This window comes from Klebsiella sp. 141153 (assembly GCF_032601995.1).
GTDB lineage: Bacteria > Pseudomonadota > Gammaproteobacteria > Enterobacterales > Enterobacteriaceae > Klebsiella > Klebsiella aerogenes.
In genome coordinates this window covers 451,285-475,089 of the sequence record NZ_JAQIRJ010000004.1, presented here as the reverse complement: position 1 = coordinate 475,089, position 23,805 = coordinate 451,285, and the positions used below count along the sequence as shown (strand labels likewise).

General features: G+C 56.9%; 24 protein-coding genes. 6 read left to right on the top strand and 18 right to left on the bottom strand.

Annotation, left to right across the window (positions count from 1 at the left end; all coding sequences use genetic code 11):
- The first annotated feature begins 124 nt into the window (after window positions 1–124).
- Both crp and PGS10_RS10740 read left to right on the top strand, forming a co-directional pair.
- Window positions 125–757, top strand: a complete 633-nt coding sequence (gene crp / locus PGS10_RS10745; protein WP_000242758.1) for a cAMP-activated global transcriptional regulator CRP — start codon at window positions 125–127, stop codon at window positions 755–757.
- 50 nt (window positions 758–807) lie between these two features.
- Window positions 808–2,886, top strand: a complete 2,079-nt coding sequence (locus tag PGS10_RS10740) for a YccS/YhfK family putative transporter (RefSeq protein WP_316422857.1) — start codon at window positions 808–810, stop codon at window positions 2,884–2,886.
- On the opposite strand, the gene argD is transcribed toward PGS10_RS10740, so the two are convergent.
- The 5 genes from argD to ppiA form a co-directional block, all read right to left on the bottom strand.
- Window positions 2,876–4,096, bottom strand: a complete 1,221-nt coding sequence (argD, locus tag PGS10_RS10735) for a bifunctional acetylornithine/succinyldiaminopimelate transaminase (RefSeq protein ID WP_047078894.1) — start codon at window positions 4,094–4,096, stop codon at window positions 2,876–2,878. The genes PGS10_RS10740 and argD overlap by 11 nt on opposite strands.
- 89 nt (window positions 4,097–4,185) lie before the next feature.
- Window positions 4,186–4,749 carry an aminodeoxychorismate synthase component 2 gene (gene pabA, locus PGS10_RS10730; protein WP_047048025.1) on the bottom strand — a complete coding sequence of 188 codons (564 nt, stop codon included), beginning with the start codon at window positions 4,747–4,749 and terminating at the stop codon, window positions 4,186–4,188.
- A gap of 32 nt (window positions 4,750–4,781) precedes the next feature.
- Window positions 4,782–5,384, bottom strand: coding sequence for a putative adenosine monophosphate-protein transferase Fic (locus tag PGS10_RS10725; RefSeq protein ID WP_047078893.1), 603 nt, complete (start codon window positions 5,382–5,384; stop codon window positions 4,782–4,784).
- The gene (locus tag PGS10_RS10720) at window positions 5,374–5,541 is read right to left on the bottom strand and encodes a YhfG family protein (RefSeq protein ID WP_064571555.1); all 168 of its coding nucleotides are present in this window, start codon (window positions 5,539–5,541) and stop codon (window positions 5,374–5,376) included. The genes PGS10_RS10725 and PGS10_RS10720 overlap by 11 nt, the downstream gene beginning before the upstream one ends.
- 106 nt (window positions 5,542–5,647) lie before the next feature.
- Window positions 5,648–6,217 (bottom strand): peptidylprolyl isomerase A, encoded by a 570-nt coding sequence (ppiA, locus tag PGS10_RS10715; protein WP_015369397.1) that lies wholly within the window; start codon window positions 6,215–6,217, stop codon window positions 5,648–5,650.
- Between the two features lie 277 nt (window positions 6,218–6,494).
- On the opposite strand from ppiA, the gene tsgA reads away from it, so the two are divergent.
- Complete coding sequence (gene tsgA / locus PGS10_RS10710) at window positions 6,495–7,673, top strand: MFS transporter TsgA (RefSeq protein WP_015369396.1); 1,179 nt, start codon at window positions 6,495–6,497, stop codon at window positions 7,671–7,673.
- Here tsgA and PGS10_RS10705 read toward each other — a convergent pair.
- The gene (locus tag PGS10_RS10705; RefSeq protein ID WP_032715192.1) at window positions 7,670–8,992 is read right to left on the bottom strand and encodes a cytosine deaminase; all 1,323 of its coding nucleotides are present in this window, start codon (window positions 8,990–8,992) and stop codon (window positions 7,670–7,672) included. The genes tsgA and PGS10_RS10705 overlap by 4 nt on opposite strands.
- 215 nt (window positions 8,993–9,207) lie before the next feature.
- Here PGS10_RS10705 and nirB point away from each other — a divergent pair, with 215 nt between their 5' ends.
- The 3 genes from nirB to cysG all read left to right on the top strand — a co-directional run bounded on the left by nirB (window position 9,208) and on the right by cysG (window position 13,600).
- A complete protein-coding gene (gene nirB, locus PGS10_RS10700; protein ID WP_015369394.1) occupies window positions 9,208–11,751 on the top strand; it encodes a nitrite reductase large subunit NirB in 2,544 nt (847 codons plus the stop codon).
- Window positions 11,748–12,074, top strand: a complete 327-nt coding sequence (nirD, locus tag PGS10_RS10695) for a nitrite reductase small subunit NirD (protein ID WP_015369393.1) — start codon at window positions 11,748–11,750, stop codon at window positions 12,072–12,074. Before nirB ends, nirD begins: the two co-directional genes overlap by 4 nt.
- 152 nt (window positions 12,075–12,226) lie before the next feature.
- Window positions 12,227–13,600: a siroheme synthase CysG gene (cysG, locus tag PGS10_RS10690; RefSeq protein ID WP_047048016.1), complete on the top strand. Its 1,374-nt coding sequence runs from the start codon at window positions 12,227–12,229 to the stop codon at window positions 13,598–13,600.
- Window positions 13,601–13,668: 68 nt separating this feature from the next.
- Here cysG and trpS read toward each other — a convergent pair whose 3' ends face one another.
- The 12 genes from trpS to pilM all read right to left on the bottom strand — a co-directional run bounded on the left by trpS (window position 13,669) and on the right by pilM (window position 23,630).
- Window positions 13,669–14,673, bottom strand: coding sequence for a tryptophan--tRNA ligase (gene trpS / locus PGS10_RS10685; protein ID WP_015369391.1), 1,005 nt, complete (start codon window positions 14,671–14,673; stop codon window positions 13,669–13,671).
- Window positions 14,666–15,427: a phosphoglycolate phosphatase gene (gene gph / locus PGS10_RS10680; RefSeq protein ID WP_045394865.1), complete on the bottom strand. Its 762-nt coding sequence runs from the start codon at window positions 15,425–15,427 to the stop codon at window positions 14,666–14,668. Before gph ends, trpS begins: the two co-directional genes overlap by 8 nt.
- Complete coding sequence (rpe, locus tag PGS10_RS10675; protein WP_015369389.1) at window positions 15,420–16,097, bottom strand: ribulose-phosphate 3-epimerase; 678 nt, start codon at window positions 16,095–16,097, stop codon at window positions 15,420–15,422. The genes gph and rpe overlap by 8 nt, the downstream gene beginning before the upstream one ends.
- 17 nt (window positions 16,098–16,114) lie before the next feature.
- Complete coding sequence (dam, locus tag PGS10_RS10670) at window positions 16,115–16,942, bottom strand: adenine-specific DNA-methyltransferase (protein ID WP_045394863.1); 828 nt, start codon at window positions 16,940–16,942, stop codon at window positions 16,115–16,117.
- A 79-nt stretch (window positions 16,943–17,021) separates the two neighbouring features.
- On the bottom strand, window positions 17,022–18,314 hold the full coding sequence (gene damX, locus PGS10_RS10665) for a cell division protein DamX (RefSeq protein ID WP_049060882.1): 1,293 nt from the start codon (window positions 18,312–18,314) through the stop codon (window positions 17,022–17,024).
- Window positions 18,315–18,398: 84 nt separating this feature from the next.
- Window positions 18,399–19,493: a 3-dehydroquinate synthase gene (gene aroB, locus PGS10_RS10660; RefSeq protein WP_015369386.1), complete on the bottom strand. Its 1,095-nt coding sequence runs from the start codon at window positions 19,491–19,493 to the stop codon at window positions 18,399–18,401.
- A gap of 53 nt (window positions 19,494–19,546) precedes the next feature.
- Entirely contained in the window at window positions 19,547–20,068 is a 522-nt protein-coding gene (gene aroK / locus PGS10_RS10655) for a shikimate kinase AroK (RefSeq protein ID WP_002920267.1), read from the bottom strand.
- Window positions 20,069–20,337: 269 nt separating this feature from the next.
- A complete protein-coding gene (hofQ, locus tag PGS10_RS10650; protein ID WP_047078891.1) occupies window positions 20,338–21,579 on the bottom strand; it encodes a DNA uptake porin HofQ in 1,242 nt (413 codons plus the stop codon).
- Window positions 21,491–21,892, bottom strand: coding sequence for a HofP DNA utilization family protein (locus PGS10_RS10645; protein WP_047048002.1), 402 nt, complete (start codon window positions 21,890–21,892; stop codon window positions 21,491–21,493). The genes hofQ and PGS10_RS10645 overlap by 89 nt, the downstream gene beginning before the upstream one ends.
- Window positions 21,882–22,319: a hypothetical protein gene (locus tag PGS10_RS10640; RefSeq protein WP_047047999.1), complete on the bottom strand. Its 438-nt coding sequence runs from the start codon at window positions 22,317–22,319 to the stop codon at window positions 21,882–21,884. Before PGS10_RS10640 ends, PGS10_RS10645 begins: the two co-directional genes overlap by 11 nt.
- Window positions 22,303–22,788: a PilN domain-containing protein gene (locus tag PGS10_RS10635; RefSeq protein ID WP_316422856.1), complete on the bottom strand. Its 486-nt coding sequence runs from the start codon at window positions 22,786–22,788 to the stop codon at window positions 22,303–22,305. Before PGS10_RS10635 ends, PGS10_RS10640 begins: the two co-directional genes overlap by 17 nt.
- A 56-nt stretch (window positions 22,789–22,844) precedes the next feature.
- Entirely contained in the window at window positions 22,845–23,630 is a 786-nt protein-coding gene (gene pilM, locus PGS10_RS10630; protein WP_047047991.1) for a pilus assembly protein PilM, read from the bottom strand.
- Between the last annotated feature and the right edge of the window lie 175 nt (window positions 23,631–23,805).

Here is a 23,805-nt window from a genome sequence, read left to right as displayed (position 1 = left end):
TCACATTACAGGCTGCATAAATTGAGCAGCCAGCTTCCCAGGCATAGGGAAAAATACGATTGCATGCCCGGATGCCGTGTAGTGTCGGCGTCCGGAGATAGCTTATAACAGAGGATAACCGCGCATGGTGCTTGGCAAACCGCAAACAGACCCTACCCTTGAATGGTTCTTGTCTCATTGCCACATTCATAAGTACCCATCAAAGAGCACGCTGATTCACCAGGGTGAGAAAGCGGAAACGCTTTACTACATCGTAAAAGGCTCCGTGGCTGTACTCATCAAGGATGAAGAAGGTAAAGAGATGATCCTCTCTTACCTCAACCAGGGCGATTTCATCGGTGAATTAGGCCTGTTTGAAGAAGGTCAGGAACGTAGTGCCTGGGTACGTGCGAAAACCGCATGTGAAGTGGCCGAGATCTCTTACAAAAAATTCCGTCAGTTAATCCAGGTGAACCCGGACATCCTGATGCGCCTCTCTTCTCAGATGGCGCGTCGTCTGCAGGTCACTTCCGAGAAAGTCGGTAACCTTGCTTTCCTCGACGTGACGGGCCGTATCGCTCAGACCTTACTGAATCTGGCGAAACAGCCTGATGCCATGACCCACCCGGACGGGATGCAGATCAAAATCACCCGCCAGGAAATTGGCCAGATCGTCGGCTGTTCTCGTGAGACGGTTGGCCGTATTCTGAAGATGCTGGAAGATCAAAATCTGATCTCCGCACACGGTAAAACTATCGTCGTCTACGGTACCCGTTAAGTCGCTAAACGGCGTATTGCTCCGCGCAGTACGCCGTTTTTGTTTCTCCCATGTGGCGCAGGCTGATTTACCACCCGGAAGTCAACTATGCACTGCGGCAAACGCTGGTGCTGTGTCTACCTGTGGCCATCGGGCTTATGCTCGGCCATCTGCAGCAGGGGTTGCTGTTCTCATTAGTTCCTGCCTGTTGCAATATCGCCGGTCTCGACACCCCGCATAAACGCTTTTTCAAACGCCTGATCGTTGGCGGCTGCCTGTTTGCCGGCAGCAGCCTGATTGTGCAATTGCTTCTGGCGCGGGACATCCCTTTGCCGCTTATCCTCAGCGCGCTGGCGCTGATTCTCGGCGTGACGGCGGAAATCAGTTCGCTGCACGCTCGCTTGTTGCCGGCATCGCTTATCGCCGCCATTTTTACCTTAAGCCTGGCCGGCAATATGCCCATCTGGGAGCCGCTGCTTATCTATGCGCTGGGAACCTTGTGGTACGGACTCTTTAACTGGTTCTGGTTTTGGCTCTGGCGAGAGCAGCCGCTGCGCGAGTCGTTAAGCCTGCTTTACCGCGAACTGGCTAATTATTGCGAGGCCAAATATAGCCTCCTGACGCAGCACACTGACCCGACGACCTCCCTGCCGCCGCTGCTTACCCGCCAGCAGAAGGTGGTCGATTTAATTACCCAATGCTACCAGCAAATGCATATGTTAGCCGCCAACCAGCGTAGCGATCATAAGCGCCTGCTGCGCGCGTTCCAGGTTGGGCTGGATCTGCAGGAACATATTTCAGTGAGCCTGCACCAGCCGGAAGAGGTGCAAAAACTGGTGGAGCGCAGCCATGCGGAAGCGGTTATCCGCTGGAACGCGCAGACCGTCGCCGCGCGTCTGCGGGTGCTGGCGGATGATATTCTCTACCACCGCTACCCGCGTCGCTTCCAGATGGATAAGCAAATCGGCGCGCTGGAAAAAATCGCTTATCAGCATCCCGATAACCCGGTAGGCCAGTTCTGCGCCTGGCACTTCAGTCGTATCGCCCGCGTGCTGCGCACCCAGCGCCCGCTGTACGCACGGAATCTGATGGCGGATAAAGAACGGCGCCTGCCGCTACTACCGGCGCTGAAGAACTACCTGTCATTGAAATCCCCGGCGCTGCGCAACGCCGCGCGCATCAGCGTAATGTTGAGCATCGCCAGCCTGATGGGCAGCGCCCTACATCTACCGAAGCCGTACTGGATCCTGATGACCGTGCTGTTCGTGACGCAAAACGGTTACGGCGCCACCCGCGTGCGGATTGTCCACCGGGCGGCAGGCACCCTGGCGGGCCTGGTGATCGCCTGGCTGACCCTACATTTCCACGTACCGGAGAGCTACACGTTAAGCGGTATGTTGTTCATCACGCTGCTGAGCTATCTCATCATCCGTAAACACTACGGCTGGGCGATGGTGGGCTTTACCGTCACCGCGGTATATACCCTGCAGTTGCTAACGCTTAACGGCGAGCAGTTCATCGTCGCCCGCTTTATTGATACCATTATTGGCTGTCTGATCGCCTTTGGCGGAATGGTCTGGCTATGGCCGCAATGGCAGAGCGGCCTGCTGCGTAAAAACGCCCACGATGCCCTGGAGGCCGATCAGGAGGCTATTCGGCTGATCCTTAGCGCCGATCCGCAGGCCCCGGCGTTGGCCTACCAACGTATGCGCGTCAACCAGGCGCACAACGCCCTGTATAACTCGCTTAACCAGGCGATGCAGGAACCGGGCTTTAACTCGCACTATCTGGAAGATATGAAGCTGTGGGTAACCCATAGCCAGTTTATCGTTGAGCATATCAACGCCATGACCACGCTGGCACGCGAGCATACGATGCTAACGCCTGACCTGGCGCAGCGGTATCTGGAGTCTTGTGAAATTGCCCTGCAGCGCTGTCAGCAGCGTCTGGATTCAGACGGGCCGGGCAGCGCGGGCGATGTGAATATTATGGAATCCCAGGACGGGGAAGTGTTGCGTGGGCCGCTCAGCACCCTTGAGCAGCATTTGCAGCGGATCCTCGGCCATCTGAACACCATGCACACCATTTCGTCGGTGGCATGGCGTCAGCGTCCGCATCACGGCATCTGGCTACGCACGACTAAGCGCTAAGTACGTTTTTAACCGCCTGCGCGAAGCGCGCCATCCCTTCGGCGATATCGCTATCATCAATCACCAGCGACGGCACAAAGCGCATTACGTCCGGCCCGGCGTTTAACACCATCACCCCGGCCTCCGCCGCAGCATAGAGGAAATCGCGCGCGCGTCCGTGATGCTGCGGCTTAAGCGCGGCGCCGATTAACAGTCCCATGCCGCGGATGTCGCTGAACAGATCAAACTGCGCATCGATCTGCTGCAGGTGTTCGACAAACAGCGCCCGTTTGGCATTGACGCCCGCCAGCACCTGCGGCGTGTTAATCAGGTTGAAAGCCGCGGTCGCCACCGCACAGGCCAGCGGATTGCCGCCGTAGGTGGAGCCATGGGAACCGGCATGGAAGGCGCTGGCGATTTCATTGGTGGTTAACATCGCGCTAATCGGGAAACCGCCCCCGAGCGCTTTCGCGCTGGTCAGGATGTCCGGCGTCACGCCGTAATGCATATAGGCGAACAATGAACCGGTACGGCCCATACCGCACTGCACTTCATCAAATACCAGCAGCGCCTGATGCTGGTCGCACAGATCGCGCAGCCCCTGCAGGAACGCTGGCGTCGCCGCCATCACCCCGCCCTCGCCCTGAATCGGCTCAACCACCACCGCGCAGGTATGGTCATCGATCACCGCTTTCACCGCCTCGAGATCGTTAAATGGAACATGCACGATATCTGCCGGTTTCGGCCCGAAACCGTCAGAGTATTTCGGCTGACCGCCGACCGAGACGGTGAACAGCGACCGTCCGTGGAAAGCATTATGGAAAGCGATGATTTTGGTTTTGTACGGACTATGGCGAGTGATCGCGTAATGACGCGCCAGCTTGAACGCCGTTTCGTTGGCTTCCGTTCCGGAGTTCATAAACACCACGCGCTCGGCAAAAGTGGCATCTACCAGCTGGCGCCCCAGGCGCAGCGCCGGCTCGTTGGTAAAAACGTTGCTGGTGTGCCACAGGGTCTCGCCCTGCTCGTGCAGCGCCGCCACCAGCGCCGGGTGACAGTGGCCCAGCGCGGTCACCGCAATCCCGCCGGCAAAATCAACGTACTCTTTGCCCTGCTGATCCCAAACGCGGCTGCCTTTCCCCTTCACCGGAATAAACTCCGCCGGTGCATAAATCGGCAGAATGACTTCATCGAATGTGGCGCGGGTGATTGCCGGTTGATCTGTTGCCATGTGATGCCCATCCTTCTGTGTAATGTGCAATGATTGCGATGTTTTAATCACAAAATATGCATAATAAATCACATCATGGCAACTACAAATCAGCGTTTAAGGAAGTTTTCCAGCAACTGGTGTCCCTGTTCGCTAAGAATGCTCTCCGGGTGGAACTGCACGCCTTCGAGATCCCACTGGCGATGGCGGATACCCATGATTTCACCGCTGGCGCTGCGGGCGGTAACGATAAAATCCGCGGGAAGGGTCGGCGGGTCGATAACTAATGAATGGTAGCGCGTAACGGTAAGCGGGTTGTTTAGTCCCTGAAAAACGCCCTCGCCGTTGTGCTCAATCAGCGACGTTTTACCATGCATGACCTGCGCGGCGCGTACGATGGCGGCGCCAAAGACCTGGGCGATGGCCTGATGACCCAGACACACGCCGAGCAGCGGTGTTTTACCGGCATAGCGGCGGATAACGTCCAGCGAAATACCGGACTCATCCGGCGTGCAGGGGCCCGGCGAAATGACGATTTTCTCCGGCGCCAGCGACGCTATCTCTTCCAGCGTTAACTCATCGTTACGCTTAACCAGCACCTCCGCCCCCAGTTCGCAAAAGTACTGGTACAGATTCCAGGTGAAAGAGTCATAGTTATCGATTAGCAGGATCATAGCGGCTCCGGAAAAAACAAAACCGGGCTATTCTACTCAGATTCCCGCGCTTCGCTCACCACTTTACGAAAGATCCGCTCCAGCGGCTCCGGGTCGCCCATCGCGCCCAGCTGGTTAGCCTGGCTCCACGCATCCGGATCGATGCCCCGCCAGTCGAGCAGGTAGCCGGCGTGAATGGCCAACTGTTCGAAGAAGATCCTTTGCGTCAGGCCGTTGCCAAGGCGGAACGGATGCAGAACATTGATTTCGCCGTAGTACCAGCTCAGGCGCTCGACGAAGGTCTCCCGGGGGAGTTCACACAGATAGTCCTCTTCTTCCAGCTTGCGCATCAGCGCGTTACCCTCTTTCTCTATCCACGCGAAGTGGCAAAATGGCGTATCGCCCTGGTAGATATCGATTTCCCGCAGTTTGCCCGCCCATTCAAAGAGATCCTGATAAAGTTGCCGGTGAATGGCGCAGAGATGCGGTAAGCCGCGGCCGCGCGGGCCCAACGGGATCGTCGCCGCACGCAGCGAAGTGAATTCCCATACAGTTTGTTCCAGCCGTTGCGCCTGATGGATACCCAGCCGGTTACGCAGCACATCCAGCGCCGGATAGAGATAGGGGTCGCGACCGTCGCCATATTTATCGCTCATGACGCCTCCTCAGCTCGGCAAGACGCGCCAGCGCTTCCTCAGCCGTCAGGCTAACCAGCGGTACCGTCGCGCCTTCAAGGCGTCTGCTGGCCTGAAAATTGGCGTTGCGGGTCTGTTCCCAGAGCCGGGATTTTTGCTTATCGGTGAGTAAACGCATGGTCGCCTCCCTTATCGTCCCCTGTGTGCCACAAGTATAAGCAGCAATTTCAGGTTACGCAGAGAGGCAAGCCAGGCGCAGGCGGACCGCCCGCGCCAGAAGAGGGTTACGGCAGCACTTTCGCCGAAAGAATAACGACCGGTTTGGACGGAACATTTTGGTACGGGCCGACGTTGTGGGTCGGAACCTGAGAGATTTTGTCGGCGACGTCCATACCCTTCACCACTTTACCAAATACCGCGTAGCCAAAATCACGCTGGCCGTGGTCGAGGAAGGCGTTATCCGCCACGTTGATGAAGAACTGGCTGGTCGCGCTGTCCTGATCGGCGGTACGCGCCATGGCGATCGTCCCGCGGGTATTACGCAGGCCATTGTCGGCTTCGTTTTTAATCGGCGGGTTAGGCTGCTTTTGCTGCATCTGCTCGTTAAAGCCGCCGCCCTGCACCATAAAGCCTGGGATCACCCGGTGGAAGGTCGTGTTGTTATAGAAACCGCTGTTCACGTACTTCAGGAAGTTATCGACAGAAATCGGCGCCTTCTGGCTATTCAGCTCCAACTCGATGTTGCCAGCAGAAGTGGTCAGCAGTACGTGCGGGTCGCCCTTGGCCGCCATGGCGGGGGAGAATGCTGAAATGGCGAATACGGCAGCCATCGCCGCCAGAGTGGATTTGAGCATGGAAATTCCTTAACGGAGCAGAGTAAAAAGCAAGTGCCTTGATTCTAAAGAGCCTTTGCATAGCGGGCTAGCCTTTTACCTAATTTTACTTAGCTGAAACACTTGTTACGAACTGACTCAATCCTCTCGCCGATCACTAATGTGATGGAGATCACATAAATCCATGCAATAAATTCTACATTTCAATATAAACGTTTGCCTTCATCACTTGAATGAATAAAATCTGTGCGCCCGGCGCAGCGTCAACGCGCTTTACCTATCTATTCACAGGCCTGTCATGACTAACAGCAATCGTATCAAGCTCACATGGATCAGCTTTTTCTCCTACGCCCTGACCGGCGCGTTGGTGATCGTCACCGGGATGGTGATGGGGAACATCGCAGATTATTTCCATCTGCCGGTGTCCAGTATGAGTAACACCTTTACCTTCCTCAATGCCGGTATTCTGATTTCTATCTTCCTCAATGCCTGGCTGATGGAGATCGTGCCGCTGAAAACCCAGCTGCGCTTCGGCTTTATCCTGATGCTGTTAGCCATCGCCGGGCTGATGTTCGGCCACAGCCTGACGCTGTTCTCCGCGTCGATGTTCGTGCTCGGTCTGGTCAGCGGGATCACCATGTCGATTGGGACTTTCCTGATTACCCACATGTATGAAGGCCGCCAGCGCGGCGCGCGTCTGCTGTTCACGGACTCCTTCTTCAGCATGGCAGGGATGATCTTCCCGATGGTCGCCGCCGTGCTGCTGGCGCGCAGCATCGAGTGGTACTGGGTTTACGCCTGTATCGGCCTGGTCTACGTCGCTATTTTCGTGCTGACTTTCGGCTGTGAGTTCCCGGTGCTTGGCAATAAAGCGCTGGCGGAAAACAGCCAGCCGGTAGTGAAAGAGAAATGGGGCATCGGCGTGCTGTTCCTTTCCATCGCCGCGCTATGCTACATCCTCGGCCAGTTGGGCTTTATCTCCTGGGTACCAGAGTATGCCAAAGGCCTCGGCATGAGCCTCGGCGACGCCGGTAAGCTGGTCAGCGATTTCTGGATGTCCTATATGATCGGCATGTGGTCGTTCAGCTTCATCCTGCGCTTCTTCGACCTGCAGCGCATCCTGACCGTGCTGGCGGGTCTGGCGACAGTCCTGATGTATCTGTTCATTAACGGTTCGCCGGAGCATATGCCGTGGTTCATCCTGACCCTTGGCTTCTTCTCCAGCGCCATCTATACCTCGATCATTACCCTGGGCTCGCAGCAGACCAAAGTCGCTTCACCGAAGCTGGTGAACTTCATTCTGACCTGCGGCACCATCGGCACCATGCTGACCTTCGTGGTGACCGGGCCGATCGTCGCGGCTAGCGGCCCGCTGGCCGCGCTGCACACCGCGAACGGCCTCTATGCCGTGGTATTCGTGATGTGTCTGCTCCTTGGCTTCGTTTCCCGCCACCGTCAGAACGCGTCGGCGCACTAAGCCTTAGGCCCCTTTGCTTCGGCAAAGGGGCTATTTTTGGTAAAAAACAACTCCTCGCCGCCTTTATCGGTCTGTATCCACGTCTGCGCCAGCTGCGTAGTCGCAATGACCCTTCCCTGACGAATTGACCAACGTACCGGCACCTGGCAGCGTACGGCTTCAAAACCGTTTTCCGCCGGCAAGATCACCAGATTAGCCGGGTTGCCGGTAGCGATGCCGTAATCATTGAGCCCAAAGGTTCTGGCGCTGTTGTGGGTAATCAGCTGTAGACTGTCGTTAATCTGCTGATAGCCCATCAGTTGGCAAACGTGCAGCCCCATATGCAGCACCTGTAGCATGTTGCCGGTTCCCAACGGATACCATGGGTCGAACACATCATCGTGGCCAAAACAGACATTAATGCCGGCCGCCATCAGCTCCTTGACCCGCGTCACGCCGCGCCGCTTCGGGTAGTCATCAAAGCGCCCCTGCAGATGAATATTGACCAGCGGGTTGGCGACGAAGTTAATGCCCGAGAGTTTTAACAGGCGGAACAGCCGCGAGGTATAAGCGCCATTGTAGGAGTGCATCGCGGTCGTATGACTCGCGGTCACCCGGGGGCCGATTCCCTCTTTTAACGCCAGCGCGGCGACCGTTTCGACAAAGCGCGACTGTTCATCGTCTATTTCATCGCAGTGGATATCCAGCGGACGCTGGTATTTCTGCGCCAGACGGAAGGCGATATGCAGCGATTCCACTCCGTATTCACGAGTAAATTCGAAATGCGGGATCGCCCCGACCACATCGGCGCCCAGTCGTAATGCCTCCTCCAGCAAACTCTCACCATTGGGGTAGGATAAAATCCCTTCCTGGGGGAAGGCGACTATCTGCAAATCGACCCACGGCGCTACCTCTTGTTTGACTTCCAGCATCGCTTTCAGCGCGGTCAACGATGGGTCAGAAACATCGACATGGGTGCGAACAAACTGGATGCCGTTGGCGATTTGCCAGCGCAGCGTTTTCCACGCACGGGCTTTCACATCCTCATGGCTTAGCAGCGCTTTACGCTCGGCCCAACGCTCAATCCCTTCGAACAGCGTCCCGGACTGGTTCCAGTTTGGCTCTCCCGCCGTCTGCGTGGTATCGAGATGAATGTGCGGTTCGATAAACGGCGGGATGGCCAATCCGCCGCGGGCGTTAAGCACTTCGTAGCTCTCGCTGCGTGCCTCTCCCATCGGCGTAATGTCGCCGAACCGCCCTTTATCAATCGCAATCTGCCACAACCCTTCCCTCTTTGGCAGATGGACGTTCTGAATTAACCACAGCGGCGTTGTCGACATAGTTTGCTCCCCTGAATATTGCTCATTTCTTCCGCTGCCTTTGTACATAAAAAGAACAGAACGGAAAAGCCTGATTTTTCCATCACTTAGAAAAATCATTATAAATCATGAATATACTCATTAAGTGGTAGGTAAGTTCTAAATTGATTTGTATCAATGAGTGTAGTAGCTGAATCGTTAAGGTAGGCGGTAATAGAAAAGAAATCGAGGCAAAAATGAGCAAAGTCAGAATCGCTATTATCGGTAACGGCATGGTCGGCCATCGCTTTATCGAAGAGCTTCTTGATAAGGCGCCTGCCGGACAATTCGACATTACCGTGTTCTGTGAAGAGCCGCGTATCGCCTATGACCGTGTCCACCTGTCGTCTTACTTCTCCCATCACACTGCGGAAGAGCTGTCGCTGGTACGCGAAGGTTTCTATGAGAAACACGGCGTCAAGGTGCTGGTCGGCGAACGCGCGATTACCATCAACCGCCAGGAAAAGGTTATCCACTCCAGCGCTGGCCGTACCGTTTTCTACGACAAGCTGATTATGGCGACTGGCTCATACCCGTGGATCCCGCCGATTAAAGGCGCGGAAACCCAGGATTGCTTCGTCTATCGTACTATTGAAGATCTTAACGCCATCGAATCCTGCGCCCGTCGCAGCAAACGCGGCGCGGTGGTCGGCGGCGGTCTGCTCGGTCTGGAAGCAGCCGGCGCGCTGAAAAATCTCGGGGTGGAAACCCACGTGATCGAGTTTGCGCCGATGCTGATGGCCGAGCAGCTCGATCAGATGGGCGGCGAGCAGCTGAAGCGTAAGATCGAAAGCATGGGTGTGAAGGTTCACACCAGCAAAAACACCAAAGAGATCGTTCAGCAGGGCACCGAGGCGCGCAAAACGATGCGCTTCGCCGACGGTAGCGAACTGCAGGTCGATTTCATCGTCTTCTCTACCGGTATCCGTCCGCGCGACAAGTTGGCTACCCAGTGCGGGCTGGCGGTCGCCCAACGCGGCGGCATCATGGTCAACGATAGCTGCCAGACCTCCGACCCGGATATCTACGCTATCGGCGAATGCGCCAGCTGGAATAACCGCGTGTATGGTCTTGTCGCCCCGGGCTACAAAATGGCGCAGGTGACGGTTGACCATATCCTCGGCAACGATAATCTGTTCACCGGCGCCGACCTCAGCGCCAAGCTGAAACTGCTCGGCGTTGACGTTGGCGGTATCGGCGACGCCCACGGGCGTACGCCGGGCGCGCGTAGCTACGTCTATCTCGACGAAAGCAAAGAAGTCTACAAACGGCTTATCGTCAGCGAAGATAACAAAACCCTGCTTGGCGCGGTACTGGTCGGCGACACCAGCGATTACGGCAACCTGCTGCAGCTGGTGCTGAACGCCATCGAATTACCGGAAAACCCGGATTCGCTGATCCTCCCGGCCCACGCCGGCAGCGGCAAGCCGTCTATCGGCGTTGATAAACTGCCGGACAGCGCGCAGATTTGTTCCTGCTTCGACGTCAGCAAAGGCGACCTGATCGCCGCTATCAATAAAGGCTGTCACACCGTGGCGGCGCTGAAAGCGGAAACCAAAGCCGGAACCGGCTGCGGCGGTTGTATTCCGCTGGTAACGCAGGTGCTCAACGCCGAGCTGGCGAAACAGGGTATCGAAGTGAACAACAATCTGTGCGAGCACTTCGCCTACTCTCGCCAGGAACTGTTCCACCTGATCCGCGTGGAAGGCATCAAAACCTTCGACGAGCTGCTGGAAAAACACGGTCAGGGCTACGGCTGTGAAGTCTGTAAGCCGACCGTCGGTTCCCTGCTGGCCTCCTGCTGGAATGAGTACATCCTCAAACCACAGCACACGCCGCTGCAGGACACCAACGATAACTTCCTCGCCAACATCCAGAAAGATGGCACCTACTCGGTTATCCCGCGCTCCGCAGGCGGCGAAATTACGCCAGAAGGCCTGGTTGCCGTCGGTCGCATCGCGCGCGAATTTAATCTGTATACCAAAATCACCGGCTCCCAGCGTATCGGTCTGTTCGGCGCGCAAAAAGATGACCTGCCGGAGATCTGGCGTCAGCTGATTGAAGCCGGCTTCGAAACCGGCCATGCCTACGCCAAAGCGCTACGTATGGCGAAAACCTGCGTCGGCAGTACCTGGTGCCGCTACGGCGTCGGCGATAGCGTCGGCTTCGGCGTAGAACTGGAAAACCGCTATAAAGGCATCCGTACTCCGCACAAAATGAAGTTCGGCGTCTCCGGCTGCACCCGTGAATGCGCGGAAGCCCAGGGTAAAGACGTTGGGATCATCGCCACCGAGAAAGGCTGGAACCTGTATGTGTGCGGTAACGGCGGGATGAAACCACGCCACGCCGATCTGCTGGCCGCGGACCTCGATCGCGATACGCTCATCAAATATCTCGACCGCTTTATGATGTTCTACATCCGCACCGCCGATAAGCTGACCCGTACCGCGCCGTGGCTGGACAACATGGAAGGCGGCATCGACTATCTGCGCAGCGTCATCATCGACGATAAGCTGGGCCTGAACGATCACCTTGAAGAAGAGCTGGCTCGCCTGCGCGCCGCTTTCGCCTGCGAATGGACCGAGACCGTCAATAACCCGGCGGCGCAGACGCGCTTCAAACACTTTATCAACAGCGACCAGCGCGACCCGAACGTTCAGGTGGTGCCGGAACGTGACCAGCATCGCCCGGCCACGCCCTATGAGCGCATCCCGGTCACGCTGGTGGAGGAAAACGTATGAGCCAGTGGGTAAACATCTGCAAAATTGACGACATCCTGCCGGCGACCGGCGTCTGCGCGCTGCTGGGGCAACAGCAGGTGGCTATCTTCCGTCCGTACCATGACGACAGAGTGTTCGCCATCAGCAATATCGATCCGTTCTTCAATGCCAGCGTGCTGTCCCGCGGGATCATCGCTGAGCATGACGGCGCGCTGTGGGTTGCCAGCCCGCTGAAAAAGCAGCGCTTCCGCCTCAGCGACGGGTTGTGCATGGAAGATGAGAGCCACTCCATCGCCCATTACGAAGCCCGTGTTAAAGATGGCAAAGTGCAGCTGAAAGCCTGATGCCGCAAGGTTCCCTCCGCGCCGCGGGGGGAACCATATCATCGGCTTATAACCACTACTAAGTAGAGGCGGCAAAATTCATATCTCCGTGATTCCCTCTGCTGCTATGCTACGACCGCACTCCCTTTCCCCCCTTGCCGTGAGGATCTGCCGTGGACCACTTACCTATTTTTTGCCAACTACGCGATCGCGACTGCTTGCTGGTCGGCGGCGGCGATGTCGCTGAACGCAAGGCGCGTCTGTTGCTCGACGCCGGCGCCCGGTTAACGGTGAACTCACGCCAGTTTACTCCGCAGTTTCAGGTGTGGGCCGAGGCGCAGATGCTGACGCTGGCGCAAGGCGATTTCAATCCTGCGCTGCTCGATAACTGCTGGCTGGCGATCGCCGCCACCGACGATGATGTCGTTAATCAGCAGGTCAGCGAGGCCGCTGAATCACGGCGTATTTTCTGTAACGTGGTGGATGCGCCCCGTCAGGCCAGCTTTATTATGCCTTCAATTATCGACCGCTCGCCTCTGATGGTCGCCGTGTCTTCCGGTGGTACCTCGCCGGTGTTGGCGCGCCTGCTGCGTGAAAAGCTCGAATCGCTGCTGCCGCTGCATCTCGGACAAATCGCCCGCTATGCCGGGCAGCTGCGCTCAAGGGTGAAAAAGCAGTTCGCTACCGTCGGCGAGCGCCGCCGCTTCTGGGAAAAGCTGTTTGTTAACGATCGTCTCGCCCAATCGCTGGCGAACGATGATCGTCAGGCCGTCGCCGATACCACGGAACGGTTACTGAATGAACCACTGGAACATCGCGGCGAAGTGGTGCTGGTTGGCGCCGGTCCGGGCGATGCCGGTCTGCTCACCCTCAAAGGGCTGCAGCAGATCCAGCAGGCCGATGTGGTGGTCTACGACCGGCTGGTCTCCGACGATATTATGAATCTGGTGCGCCGCGACGCCGATCGGGTATTTGTCGGCAAACGCGCAGGCTATCACTGCGTGCCGCAGGAGGAAATTAACCAAATCCTGCTGCGCGAAGCGCAAAGCGGCAAACGTGTCGTGCGCCTGAAAGGCGGCGATCCGTTTATTTTTGGCCGCGGCGGCGAAGAGCTGGAGACCCTCTGCGCGGCAGGTATTCCGTTCTCGGTGGTGCCGGGGATCACCGCCGCATCCGGCTGCTCAGCCTACTCAGGTATTCCGCTTACCCACCGCGATTTCGCCCAGGGCGTACGTCTGATCACCGGCCATCTGAAAACCGGTAGCGATCTCGACTGGCAAAATCTGGCGGCGGAAAAACAGACGCTGGTGTTCTATATGGGGCTAAACCAGGCGCCGGCGATCCGTGAAAAGCTGATCGCCCACGGCATGGCGGCGGATATGCCGGCCGCCATCGTCGAGAACGGCACCGCGGTCAACCAGAAGGTTGTCGCCGGCACTCTGGATCGGTTGGATATTCTGGCGCAGCAGATGGCCAGCCCGGCGTTGATTATCGTGGGCCGCGTGGTGGCGCTACGCGACAAGCTGAACTGGTTTTCTCACCATTAAGCTAATGCGCTCTAACAGACACAAAAAAACCGGGATTATCCCGGTTTTTTTACCTTCAGCGAGCCTTGTTACGGCTTAGCGACAAAGCCAATCGCTTCATACACCGCTTTCAGGGTCTTAGAAGCGTGCGCGCTGGCTTTTTCCGCCCCCTCTTTCATCACCTGATTAAGGAACGCTTCGTCGTTGCGGAAACGGTGATAGCGCTCCTGCAGCTCGGTCAGCATACCGGAAACCGCTTCGGCGACTTCGCCTTTCAGGTGGCCGTACATTTTACCTTCAAAGTGCTGTTCCAGTTCCGGAATGCTCTGGCCGGTCACGGCGGAGAGGATATCCAGCAGGTTGGAAACGCCCGCTTTGTTTTGCACATCGTAACGGACAACCGGCGGCTCGTCGGAGTCGGTCACCGCGCGTTTAATCTTCTTAACTACCGATTTCGGGTCTTCCAGCAGACCAATGACGTTGTTGCGGTTGTCATCGGACTTGGACATCTTCTTGGTCGGCTCCAGCAGGGACATCACGCGCGCGCCGGACTTAGGAATAAACGGCTCCGGCACTTTAAAGATATCGCCATAGATAGCGTTAAAGCGCTGCGCGACGTCGCGGCTCAGCTCAAGATGCTGTTTCTGATCTTCGCCTACCGGTACCTGGTTGGTCTGGTACAGCAGAATATCAGCGGCCATCAGTACCGGGTAGTCAAACAGACCGGCGTTGATGTTCTCGGCGTAGCGCGCGGACTTGTCCTTAAACTGGGTCATGCGGCTCAGCTCGCCGAAATAGGTGTAGCAGTTCAGCGCCCAGCCCAGTTGGGCGTGTTCCGGCACGTGAGACTGGACGAAAATGGTGCTCTTTTGCGGATCGATACCACAGGCCAGGTACAGCGCCAGCGTATCCAGCGTCGCTTTACGCAGGTTCTGCGGATCCTGACGCACGGTGATCGCGTGCTGGTCAACGATGCAGTAAATACAGTGATAGTCATCCTGCATGTTTACCCATTGACGCAGCGCACCCATATAGTTGCCAATGGTCAATTCACCTGAGGGCTGTGCGCCACTAAAAACGATGGGCTTAGTCATTTTTTAATTCCTGAGTTTCACTGTACGGTAGCCCAAGAGCGGGCAAGAGTTCATTAAATTGGTCAAAGATAAAATCCGGCTCGCTCAACGCAATCGGCTCGCCGTAGTTGTAGCCGTAAGTCAGACCGATAGAGCAACAGCCCGCCGCTTTCGCCGCCTGAATATCGTTGCGCGAATCCCCGACGAACAGGAGTTCGGCTGGCGTCAGAGAGAGCTTTTGCGCCACCAGCAGCAGCGGATCCGGATGCGGCTTTTTATTCTTCACATCGTCGCCGCCGATCACCACGCTAAAGTATTTCGCGATATCGAGGGCCTCGAGCAAGGGCGCCACGAACGGTGTCGGTTTGTTGGTAACCAGCGCCAGCGGCAGGCCTTTTGCGTGCAGCGCGCCGAGCGTATCGGCCACTGCCGGGAACAAGAAACTGCCTTCTTCCGCCGCTTCGGCGTAATAGCGGTCGAACAGTTTACGCAAAACGCGTAGCTGTTCGTCTTGCGGTATATCATGATCGTCGACGGAAGGTTTCCCCATCGCCGCGCGTAACGTGGCACGCTCCTGGCGAGCCCAATTCAGCGCCCGCTCCATCAGGACGTCTGCGCCGTTGCCAATCCAGGTCACGACGCGCTCTTCACCTGCCACCGGCAGTTCCAGCGCGTAAAGCGCGCTATCAACGGCAGCGGTTAAACCCGGCGCGCTATCGACCAGCGTACCGTCCAGGTCAAATGCCACGCCGCGGATGGCCTGTAATTTATCCATGACTAACCTTCGCTAATTCACTGCGCATTTGATCAATAACTTTTTTGTAGTCCGGCTGGCCGAAGATCGCCGAACCGGCGACAAACATATCCGCACCGGCCGCGGCAATTTCACCAATGTTGCTGGCTTTCACGCCACCATCGACTTCAAGGCGAATGTCGTAGCCGGATTGATCGATAAGCTGACGCACCTGACGCAGTTTTTCAAGAGTGTGCGGAATAAAGGACTGGCCGCCAAAGCCTGGGTTAACCGACATCAGCAGGATCACATCCAGCTTATCCATAACGTAATCGAGATAGCTCAGCGGCGTTGCCGGGTTGAATACCAGCCCCGCTTTACAGCCGTGCTCTTTGATAAGCTGCAGGCTGCGGTCGACGTGTTCAGAGGCTTCCGGGTGGAAAGTGATAATGCTGGCGCCGGCTTCGGCAAAATCAGGAATGATGCGGTCGACCGGCTTTACCATCAGGTGCACATCGATCGGCGCGGTAATGCCGTAGTTGCGCAGCGACTTCAGCACCATCGGGCCAATCGTCAGATTCGGCACGTAGTGGTTGTCCATGACGTCGAAGTGTACGACATCCGCGCCCGCCGCCAGTGCCTTAGCGGTATCCTCGCCCAAACGGGCAAAATCAGCCGACAGAATCGAAGGGGCAATCAAATACTGCTTCATCCGCATCTCCTTGAAATTTATTTGGTCTTCGGCGGACGGTACAGCGCTAAGAGCTCGTCCACCTTTTTACGCGTACCACCGTTGCTGCTGATGCTGCGCCGAACCTTCACAATATGCGTTTCCGCCGCGTTTTTATACCACTCCTGCGTCAGCGGCGTGCGGTGGTTTGAGATAAGCACCGGGATCCGCTTTTTCATCAACGATTCCGCCTTTTTCGCCAGCATTACCTGCTGATCAAGGTTGAAACTGTTGGTGTGGTAGGCGGTAAAATTCGCCGTCGCCGTCAGCGGCGCGTACGGCGGGTCGCAATAGACCACCGCCCGGCTATCGGCTCGCTTCATGCACTCTTCATAAGATTCGCAGTAAAATTCGGCGTTCTGCGCCTTGGCGGCGAAGTGATAGAGTTCAGCCTCGGGGAAATAGGGCTTTTTGTAGCGGCCAAACGGCACGTTGAACTCGCCGCGCAGGTTGTAGCGGCACAATCCGTTGTAGCCATGGCGATTCAGATACAGGAACAGCACCGCGCGACGCAGGGGATCCTGACTCTGGTTGAATTCATCACGGTACTGGTAGTAGCGCTCCGCGGCGTTGTTTTCCGGCGTAAACATCTCGCGTGCGGCGCTGACGTATTCGTCAGTGCGCAATTTGACGATGTTATACAGACCGATCAGATCGCTATTGATATCCGCGAGGATATAACGAGAAAAGTCGGTATTCAGGAATACCGACCCGGCGCCCACAAAGGGCTCAATTAAGCATTCACCTTCCGGCAAATGCTTTTTAATATCGTCAAGCAGGGGGTATTTCCCCCCTGCCCACTTCAGAAAAGCGCGATTCTTTTTCATGCTGCCTAACTAATTACACTTTCTCCGGCTGTGGAGAAATCGCTCCGACAGCATCCTGCGCTTAAGACTACTCGCGGCATTACTTCAGGTCAGCTTGTACCTGATGCAGCGGTTTTGCCCATGGATTTTTCGCCTGAACATCCGCAGGGAGCGTGGCGACGGCACGTTTCGCTTCATCTTTCGAAGCGTAGATCCCGCTGACCAGCACATACCACGGTTGACCGTTGCGAGTCGTCTCATAGACAACATATTTTTCCAGCTTCTCTTTCTTCGCCCAGTTGTTCAGGTTGTTGTAGTTAGAGGAGCTGCTGAGCTGCAACGTATAGTTACCTGACGGCGCAGACTTCATCGAACCAACATCGCCAGCCGTTTTGCTACCAGCCGCTGCGGTCGCCGCAGGCGCAGTGGCCGCCGGGGTGGAGGTCGTTGCGGCAGGCGCAGTCGCGGTAGCCGTTGGCGCGGTTGTCGCAGCCGGTTTAGTCTGCGCAGTGGCGACAGGCTTGCTGGCGGCAGCCACCGGCGCGCTCTCTACGCGCTTAGGTTTGGTTTCAACCGGCGCTTTGGCGGTAGCCTGCGGCTTGCTTTGCGGTTTCGGTTCAATCACCACCTGTTTACGCTCGGCAGGACGCGGCGCGGCAGCCGTCTGGCGTTCGGTCGTTTGACGCGGCGCGGCGCCATTACGCATTGGCGCAACGGTCGCAGGTTCGGTCGGTAAGGTGGAGTTAGCAACGGCGCTATCCAGTTGACCCTGCTGCTGAGTCAGCGCGTTGTTCAGGTCGCCCTGAACTTCCACACGCTGCTGGCCCTGCGGCTCAGAGGCGGGTTGACCCTGAGTCGGATTAGAGGCGATCGGCGGCAGAGAAACGTCCTGCGGCTGTTGCTGGTTGGTGTTGCCCGCAGTTTGATCGACCGGCTGCGCGGCATTGTTGTTCTGGTCAGCGGTCATGCTTTGATCGCCTGACAGGTTAACGCTCTTCTCACCAGAAGCGGATTCATTGGAAGAAGATGGCGATTTCAGCGCCGAACCCACGCCGACAATCAGCAGCAGGAGTACCAGCACCCCGACGCCCATCATGACATACTGGCGGGAAGCCGGTTTAGCAGGGGCCTTTTTGCGTTTACGCGGACGGCGTTCAACCTGCTGCTCTTCTTCTGCTTCTTCTTCGGACTCAAGGTCCTCTTCATACTCTTCTTCATCGCGTTCACGACGGGCTTTGTTCGCGCGCGTCGGACGGCTTTCATCAGCCTCGAGATCGAGATCGTCGAAATTGATCTGCGGATCGGCGTCACGCTCGGAAGACTGACGGGAACGACCAGTACGACGATCGTTGCGATCGGCTTTCATATCGTCTTCTGGTTTGAAATCATCCATTTAACACCCCACTAAAAGGCTTATGCTCACGATTATTGCATGTTGCCCGAAATGATAACGCCGCGCGGACGCGGCTAGACCTTCTTATTGTTGCGCCTGCTGAGTATCAGCAATCGCGCCAAGAACTACATCGTGCGACACTCCGCCGCGGACCTCGCTCTTTCCTATAGCGAGCGGCAATACCAGGCGCATTTCGCCTGCCAGTACCTTTTTATCACGCATCATGTGAGGCAAGTACGCTTCTGCAGACATTTCCTGCGGCCCGCGTACCGGCAACCCTGCACGTTGCAACAGCGCAATCATACGCTGCGTATCCTGCGCGCTAAACTGCCCTAAACGCTCGGACGTATGCGCCGCCATGACCATTCCTGCCGCCACAGCTTCGCCATGTAGCCAGTTACCGTAGCCCATTTCAGCTTCGATAGCATGACCAAATGTATGTCCCAGATTCAGTAAAGCACGTAACCCGGTTTCGCGCTCGTCGGCAGCGACAACTTCGGCTTTTAACTCACAACAACGGCGAATACAGTACGCCATCGCTGATTCATCCAGCGCCATCAGCGCATCGATGTTGTCTTCAAGCCAGCAGAAGAACTCGCCGTCGAGGATAATGCCGTACTTAATGACCTCAGCCAGGCCGGAGGAGAGCTCGCGCTTCGGCAATGTTTTGAGACAATTAAGGTCGACGACCACGGAAACCGGCTGCCAGAAGGCGCCAATCATATTTTTACCGAGGGGATGGTTTACGGCCGTTTTGCCGCCAACCGAAGAGTCCACCTGCGAAAGCAGCGTGGTGGGAACTTGAATAAAACGTACGCCGCGCTGATAGCTCGCCGCGGCAAAACCGGTTAAATCGCCAACCACGCCGCCGCCGAGCGCCACGAGTGTGGTGTCGCGGCCATGTGGTTTTTGCAACAGCGCGGTAAATACCGTATCCATCACCGCCAGGCTTTTATACTGCTCGCCATCCGGCAGGATCACGCTGTCGACATTGACACCCGCTTGCTCCAGTACGGAGCGAACGGTATCAAGATAAAGCGGCGCCAGCGTTTCATTGGTGACCAGCATAACCTGGTCGCCTGATTTCAGTGGCAGAAAAGAAGCTGGATCGTTAAACAAACCAGCCGCGATGGTAATCGGGTAACTACGTTCCCCGAGAGTTACAGTCAGCTTCTCCATAACGCGACGTCCACCTCAGTTGCTTTACTCTGACGCACTTTATTAAGCCAGAATCAGTTGCTTTCCAGCATATGAATAATCTGGTTTGCAACGACTTTCGCGCTTTGATCGTCGGTGCGGATAGTCACATCGGCAATCTCTTCATACAGCGGATTACGCTCATCTGCCAACGCTTCAAGAACTTCACGTGGCGGCGCATCTACTTGTAATAAAGGACGCTTTTTATCGCGCTGCGTACGAGCAAGTTGTTTTTCGATCGTTGTTTCCAGGTAGACCACCACGCCGCGGGCGGAGAGACGGTTACGCGTTTCACGGGATTTTACTGAGCCGCCGCCAGTGGCGAGTACGATTCCCTGTTTTTCCGTCAACTCATTGATGATTTTTTCTTCACGATCGCGGAAGCCTTCTTCGCCTTCGACATCGAAGACCCAGCCGACGTCTGCGCCAGTGCGTTTCTCAATCTCTTGATCAGAATCGTAAAATTCCATGTTGAGCTGTTGGGCTAACTGGCGCCCAATAGTGCTTTTGCCGGCACCCATAGGCCCAACCAGAAAGATATTGCGTTTCTCTGCCATTTTTTCGGTACTACTAAGACTATTCGTTAATGATAAACCCGCTTCGCAGACACCCAGCGCAGCAGGACATGAACTGAAACCTCATATGCAATAGAGCGAGAGTCAGACTAAAAATTATCTCAATACTCCGGCTGGTTTGGCAACAGAATAAAATCACCGGACATAAAGGGAGGATTGATGTCGTACCCGACTCTCAAATCGGTACCCCTTGTATGCTAAATCCGTCCCCGCGTCAAACACCTGAAACGTGTTTAGCATGAAAAACCCGCTTAATGTACTGCCAGAATACGCGGCGTGATGAAGACAACCAGTTCACGTCGTTCATTATCTTTACCATCATGGCGAAACAGCTGCCCGAGTAAGGGGATTTCGCCAAGCAACGGCACGCTGTCGCGCGCCGACTTATTCTTCTGTGAAAAAATACCGCCCAGCGCCAGGGTCTCGCCGCTTTTCACCTCGACTAAGGTTTCAATCTCTTGTTTATCAATTGCCAGCGCTTCGCCGTTTTCCTGCTGCAAAACCTGGCCTGGCGTATTTTCGCTAATGCGCAGCTTCAGGCGCACGCGATCCTGCTGTAGCACCGTCGGCGTCACCTCCATACCCAGGACCGCCTCTTTAAACTCAACCGAGGTGGCGCCGCTTTCTCCGCTGGAGACCTGATAGGGGATCTCGCTGCCCTGTTTGATACTAGCGGGTTGCATATGCGACGCCAGCAGGCGCGGACTGGCGATGATGTCCACCTGCTGCTTTTGCTCCAGCGCGGAAAGCTCAAGCTCCAGTAGCCGCCCGTTAATCCGGCCGATATTAAACCCGCCGCGGGTGGTCGCGTCTGACACCGCCAGGTTACTGCTCAGGTTGGTAATTTTCCCCATCCCCGGCGTGCTGCTGGCCTCCGCCAGGCTCCACTTCACGCCAAGCTCACGCAGGCTGGTCGCGCTCATTGACACAATGTGCGCCGCCAGCTCCACCTGGCCGACCGGCAGATCCATCTCTTCAGCCCACGCCTTCAGCGCCGGCAGATGCCGATCGTCGTCGCGGATTAACAGACGATTAGTTCGCCGATCGACGGTCATCGTGCCGCGGGCGCTCAACAGCTTGCTCCCGGATTTCGCCAGTTCGTCTGCGTCGGCATAGCGAAGCGGGATACTGTGGTTACGTAATGGCAGATTCTGCCAGCGTTTAGCCTGCTCGGCTTCCTGCTGCGTCCGTTTCGCTTGCTGCCACGCCAGCGTGTGGATGTACAACACCGTGCCCTGACGGGCCATTGTCAGTCCAGCGCTATCGAGAACCGACTGGAGCGCCTGTTGCCAGGGGACGCTATTTAAGTGGAGCGACAGCGTGCCGCTGACCTCCGGCGCCACGATTAAATTAAGATGTTGCATTTCCGCCAGGCTTTGCAGTACCTGGGCCACCGGTACATCATCAACCACCAGCGATACCGGCGGTTCTTTTTTCGCCGCCGCGGCCAGCAGCGGCAGCAGCAGAAGTAGCAGGCTTATCCTTCGCATCATGTTGGCTTTCCTTACGTGACCAGACCCAGCGTGCGGGTTCACACCCGGTATTGGCCTCCAGAGTTAATGTTTCTGCCGTTAGCTGTCGAATTCGCCAGCCGCCAGGCAAAACGTCGTTAATTCGTACACGCCGCCACTGACCGGTATGATCCTGAACAAGACCCAGCCACTGGGCCGGGCGGCCAACCCCGCCGCCGTAACGCCACTGCGTCAGCTGCGCGGTCTGGCAGTGGTCCTCGACCGGTAAAAAAGGATCGCGCGCTCCTGCCAGCAGCGGGCAAACCAGCAGCAGCATGTATCCTTTATATTTCATCGTCGCGCTCCAGTTGCAACGACATCTGTAGTACCCCTTTTTCATCATTTAGTGAAAAAGCGCTAGCGTGTACCCCGCAATCGGCAAGCCAGGCGAACAGCGGCGGCACCGACTGCCAGTTAACCGCCGCCAGCATCTCACCGCCGCGCCCTCGCGGTTGCCAGGCCTGTAACAAGATACCGGCCACGGGTGGCTCCAGCGGTGAAAAACGCCGGGCCGTCCAATCATCAACCACGCGCTGCTGCAGCGTGGCCCGCAGCGGCATTACTCGCCGCCATTGCGTCTGTAGGGGCGGCGGCGTGGGCTGCGAAGCGCTGACAACAACAAGCGAAAACGCCAGATACACTGCCGCAGCCAAAACTGTGGCGCAAAGTAACGCTAACGGCCATCCGCGCAGCGCCTGCAGGCGTTCAATCGCTGTCCGCATCGGCAGTGTCTCCAGGTAGAAAAAAACTAAATGACCAGCGTCCCTGTGTATCGCGATGCGTTCCTCCTGCCATCGCCGGTTGAAACCCCTCCAGCTTGCCAAGCGCCTTTTCCAGCGCCACCACCGCCTTGAGGTTCAGCGCCAGGCCGCTGAGGGTGATGCCCTGTGGTTGGTAGTCCAGTCTGGTTAACCACAGCGGCTCCGGCAACAGCGACGCTAACGTGAGCAATCGTGTCTGCCAGGCCTGCATTTCGGCTCGCCGCTGCGCTTGCCGTGCCTGTCGCTCACCGCGCTGTATTTCTTCGCGCATCTCCCGCTCGCGTTGCAACAGCATGGAATAAAGCAGATTGTCGGCTTGGACGCGCATCGCCTGCTGCGCCGCGTCCATCTGACGCAACGCGCGCGTCGCTATTGTCAGGGCGGCGATGTTTAGCGCCATCGCCACCGCCAGCAGCCCGCCCAGACGCAAGCGTTGCCGCCGTCGCGTCTCGCGCCACGGTAGAAGATTAATCGGCTGCGCCATGGTTATTTACCTCCCAGCGCCAAACCAAGCGCGATAGCAAAGCGATCGCCGCAGGCGGGAAGCGGCGGCTGCAGGCGGTGGATTACGCTCCAGCAATCAAAGCTATTTTCCGCCAACGGCAGGCTGCTACAGAGCTGGAACTGTTCATCGTTGAGGCGCGAGGTTAAGTGCGAGAAAGAGGGGGCTTCAGCGCATGGACAATAGCCCCAGCGCTCCTGGGTCGCCCATAACCACTCCGCGTCCCCCTGCCAGACCAATCCCTGAGTCGCGTCAGTAAGCCAGGGAAAAAAAGAAGTGAGAGCAGCCGCATCCGGCACGATCGCCGCCAGGCGCAGCTTCAGCCGCCGAGCCAGTTGACGCAGCGCGTCGATATCCAAACGCTGAGCCGCCGTCGCCTGCCAGCCATCGTTAGCCGCGCGGGCGGTGTAATCGATACACAGCGAAGAGGCAGGCATTTCCAGCTGACGCGCCATCGTACCCGCTATCCACATCGCTCTTTCGTTTTCCCGCAGCGACACCTGTGGCGCCGGCAACTGCTTTTGCAGCGTACGGCTGGCAGGAAGCGCAATGCACACCTGATGCTGTAACGGCAGCTCGCGGCGCCAATCACGTAACCGCTTCACCGCCTCATTGATGTCAACGATGCTGCCCTGCGCCACCAGGCCGGGCGGCAGCGGAATTCGCCACCAGCGACGTAACGCCCAGCGTCCACGTTCGTACAATAGTGCCACTATGGCGACGCTATCCTGTTGAATGTGAATTCCTATACGCCAATTTCTGAAAGTCATGCTTAGATCTCCTTATCCGCGATTGCGATTCAAGGAGCAGCCTGGATATACCATGTGGCGAAATGGGGGCTTTTAGCGTCGATCGACACGCCGTCTGGAAGACATAGCGCCAGCAAGCCGCCCCGTGGGGGTATATCAATGCTCCTGGCTTGCCTTTATACTACCGCGCGTTTGT

What these genes read in the sequence shown, in the direction of transcription:
- crp (WP_000242758.1), top strand. Translation starts at nt 125, where the DNA reads ATGGTGCTTGGCAAACCGCAAACAGACCCTACCCTTGAATGGTTCTTG.
- PGS10_RS10740 (WP_316422857.1), top strand. Translation starts at nt 808, where the DNA reads ATGTGGCGCAGGCTGATTTACCACCCGGAAGTCAACTATGCACTGCGG.
- argD (WP_047078894.1), bottom strand. Translation starts at nt 4,096, where the DNA reads ATGGCAACAGATCAACCGGCAATCACCCGCGCCACATTCGATGAAGTC.
- pabA (WP_047048025.1), bottom strand. Translation starts at nt 4,749, where the DNA reads ATGATCCTGCTAATCGATAACTATGACTCTTTCACCTGGAATCTGTAC.
- PGS10_RS10725 (WP_047078893.1), bottom strand. Translation starts at nt 5,384, where the DNA reads ATGAGCGATAAATATGGCGACGGTCGCGACCCCTATCTCTATCCGGCG.
- PGS10_RS10720 (WP_064571555.1), bottom strand. Translation starts at nt 5,541, where the DNA reads ATGCGTTTACTCACCGATAAGCAAAAATCCCGGCTCTGGGAACAGACC.
- ppiA (WP_015369397.1), bottom strand. Translation starts at nt 6,217, where the DNA reads ATGCTCAAATCCACTCTGGCGGCGATGGCTGCCGTATTCGCCATTTCA.
- tsgA (WP_015369396.1), top strand. Translation starts at nt 6,495, where the DNA reads ATGACTAACAGCAATCGTATCAAGCTCACATGGATCAGCTTTTTCTCC.
- PGS10_RS10705 (WP_032715192.1), bottom strand. Translation starts at nt 8,992, where the DNA reads ATGTCGACAACGCCGCTGTGGTTAATTCAGAACGTCCATCTGCCAAAG.
- nirB (WP_015369394.1), top strand. Translation starts at nt 9,208, where the DNA reads ATGAGCAAAGTCAGAATCGCTATTATCGGTAACGGCATGGTCGGCCAT.
- nirD (WP_015369393.1), top strand. Translation starts at nt 11,748, where the DNA reads ATGAGCCAGTGGGTAAACATCTGCAAAATTGACGACATCCTGCCGGCG.
- trpS (WP_015369391.1), bottom strand. Translation starts at nt 14,673, where the DNA reads ATGACTAAGCCCATCGTTTTTAGTGGCGCACAGCCCTCAGGTGAATTG.
- gph (WP_045394865.1), bottom strand. Translation starts at nt 15,427, where the DNA reads ATGGATAAATTACAGGCCATCCGCGGCGTGGCATTTGACCTGGACGGT.
- rpe (WP_015369389.1), bottom strand. Translation starts at nt 16,097, where the DNA reads ATGAAGCAGTATTTGATTGCCCCTTCGATTCTGTCGGCTGATTTTGCC.
- dam (WP_045394863.1), bottom strand. Translation starts at nt 16,942, where the DNA reads ATGAAAAAGAATCGCGCTTTTCTGAAGTGGGCAGGGGGGAAATACCCC.
- damX (WP_049060882.1), bottom strand. Translation starts at nt 18,314, where the DNA reads ATGGATGATTTCAAACCAGAAGACGATATGAAAGCCGATCGCAACGAT.
- aroB (WP_015369386.1), bottom strand. Translation starts at nt 19,493, where the DNA reads ATGGAGAAGCTGACTGTAACTCTCGGGGAACGTAGTTACCCGATTACC.
- aroK (WP_002920267.1), bottom strand. Translation starts at nt 20,068, where the DNA reads ATGGCAGAGAAACGCAATATCTTTCTGGTTGGGCCTATGGGTGCCGGC.
- hofQ (WP_047078891.1), bottom strand. Translation starts at nt 21,579, where the DNA reads ATGATGCGAAGGATAAGCCTGCTACTTCTGCTGCTGCCGCTGCTGGCC.
- PGS10_RS10645 (WP_047048002.1), bottom strand. Translation starts at nt 21,892, where the DNA reads ATGAAATATAAAGGATACATGCTGCTGCTGGTTTGCCCGCTGCTGGCA.
- PGS10_RS10640 (WP_047047999.1), bottom strand. Translation starts at nt 22,319, where the DNA reads ATGCGGACAGCGATTGAACGCCTGCAGGCGCTGCGCGGATGGCCGTTA.
- pilM (WP_047047991.1), bottom strand. Translation starts at nt 23,630, where the DNA reads ATGACTTTCAGAAATTGGCGTATAGGAATTCACATTCAACAGGATAGC.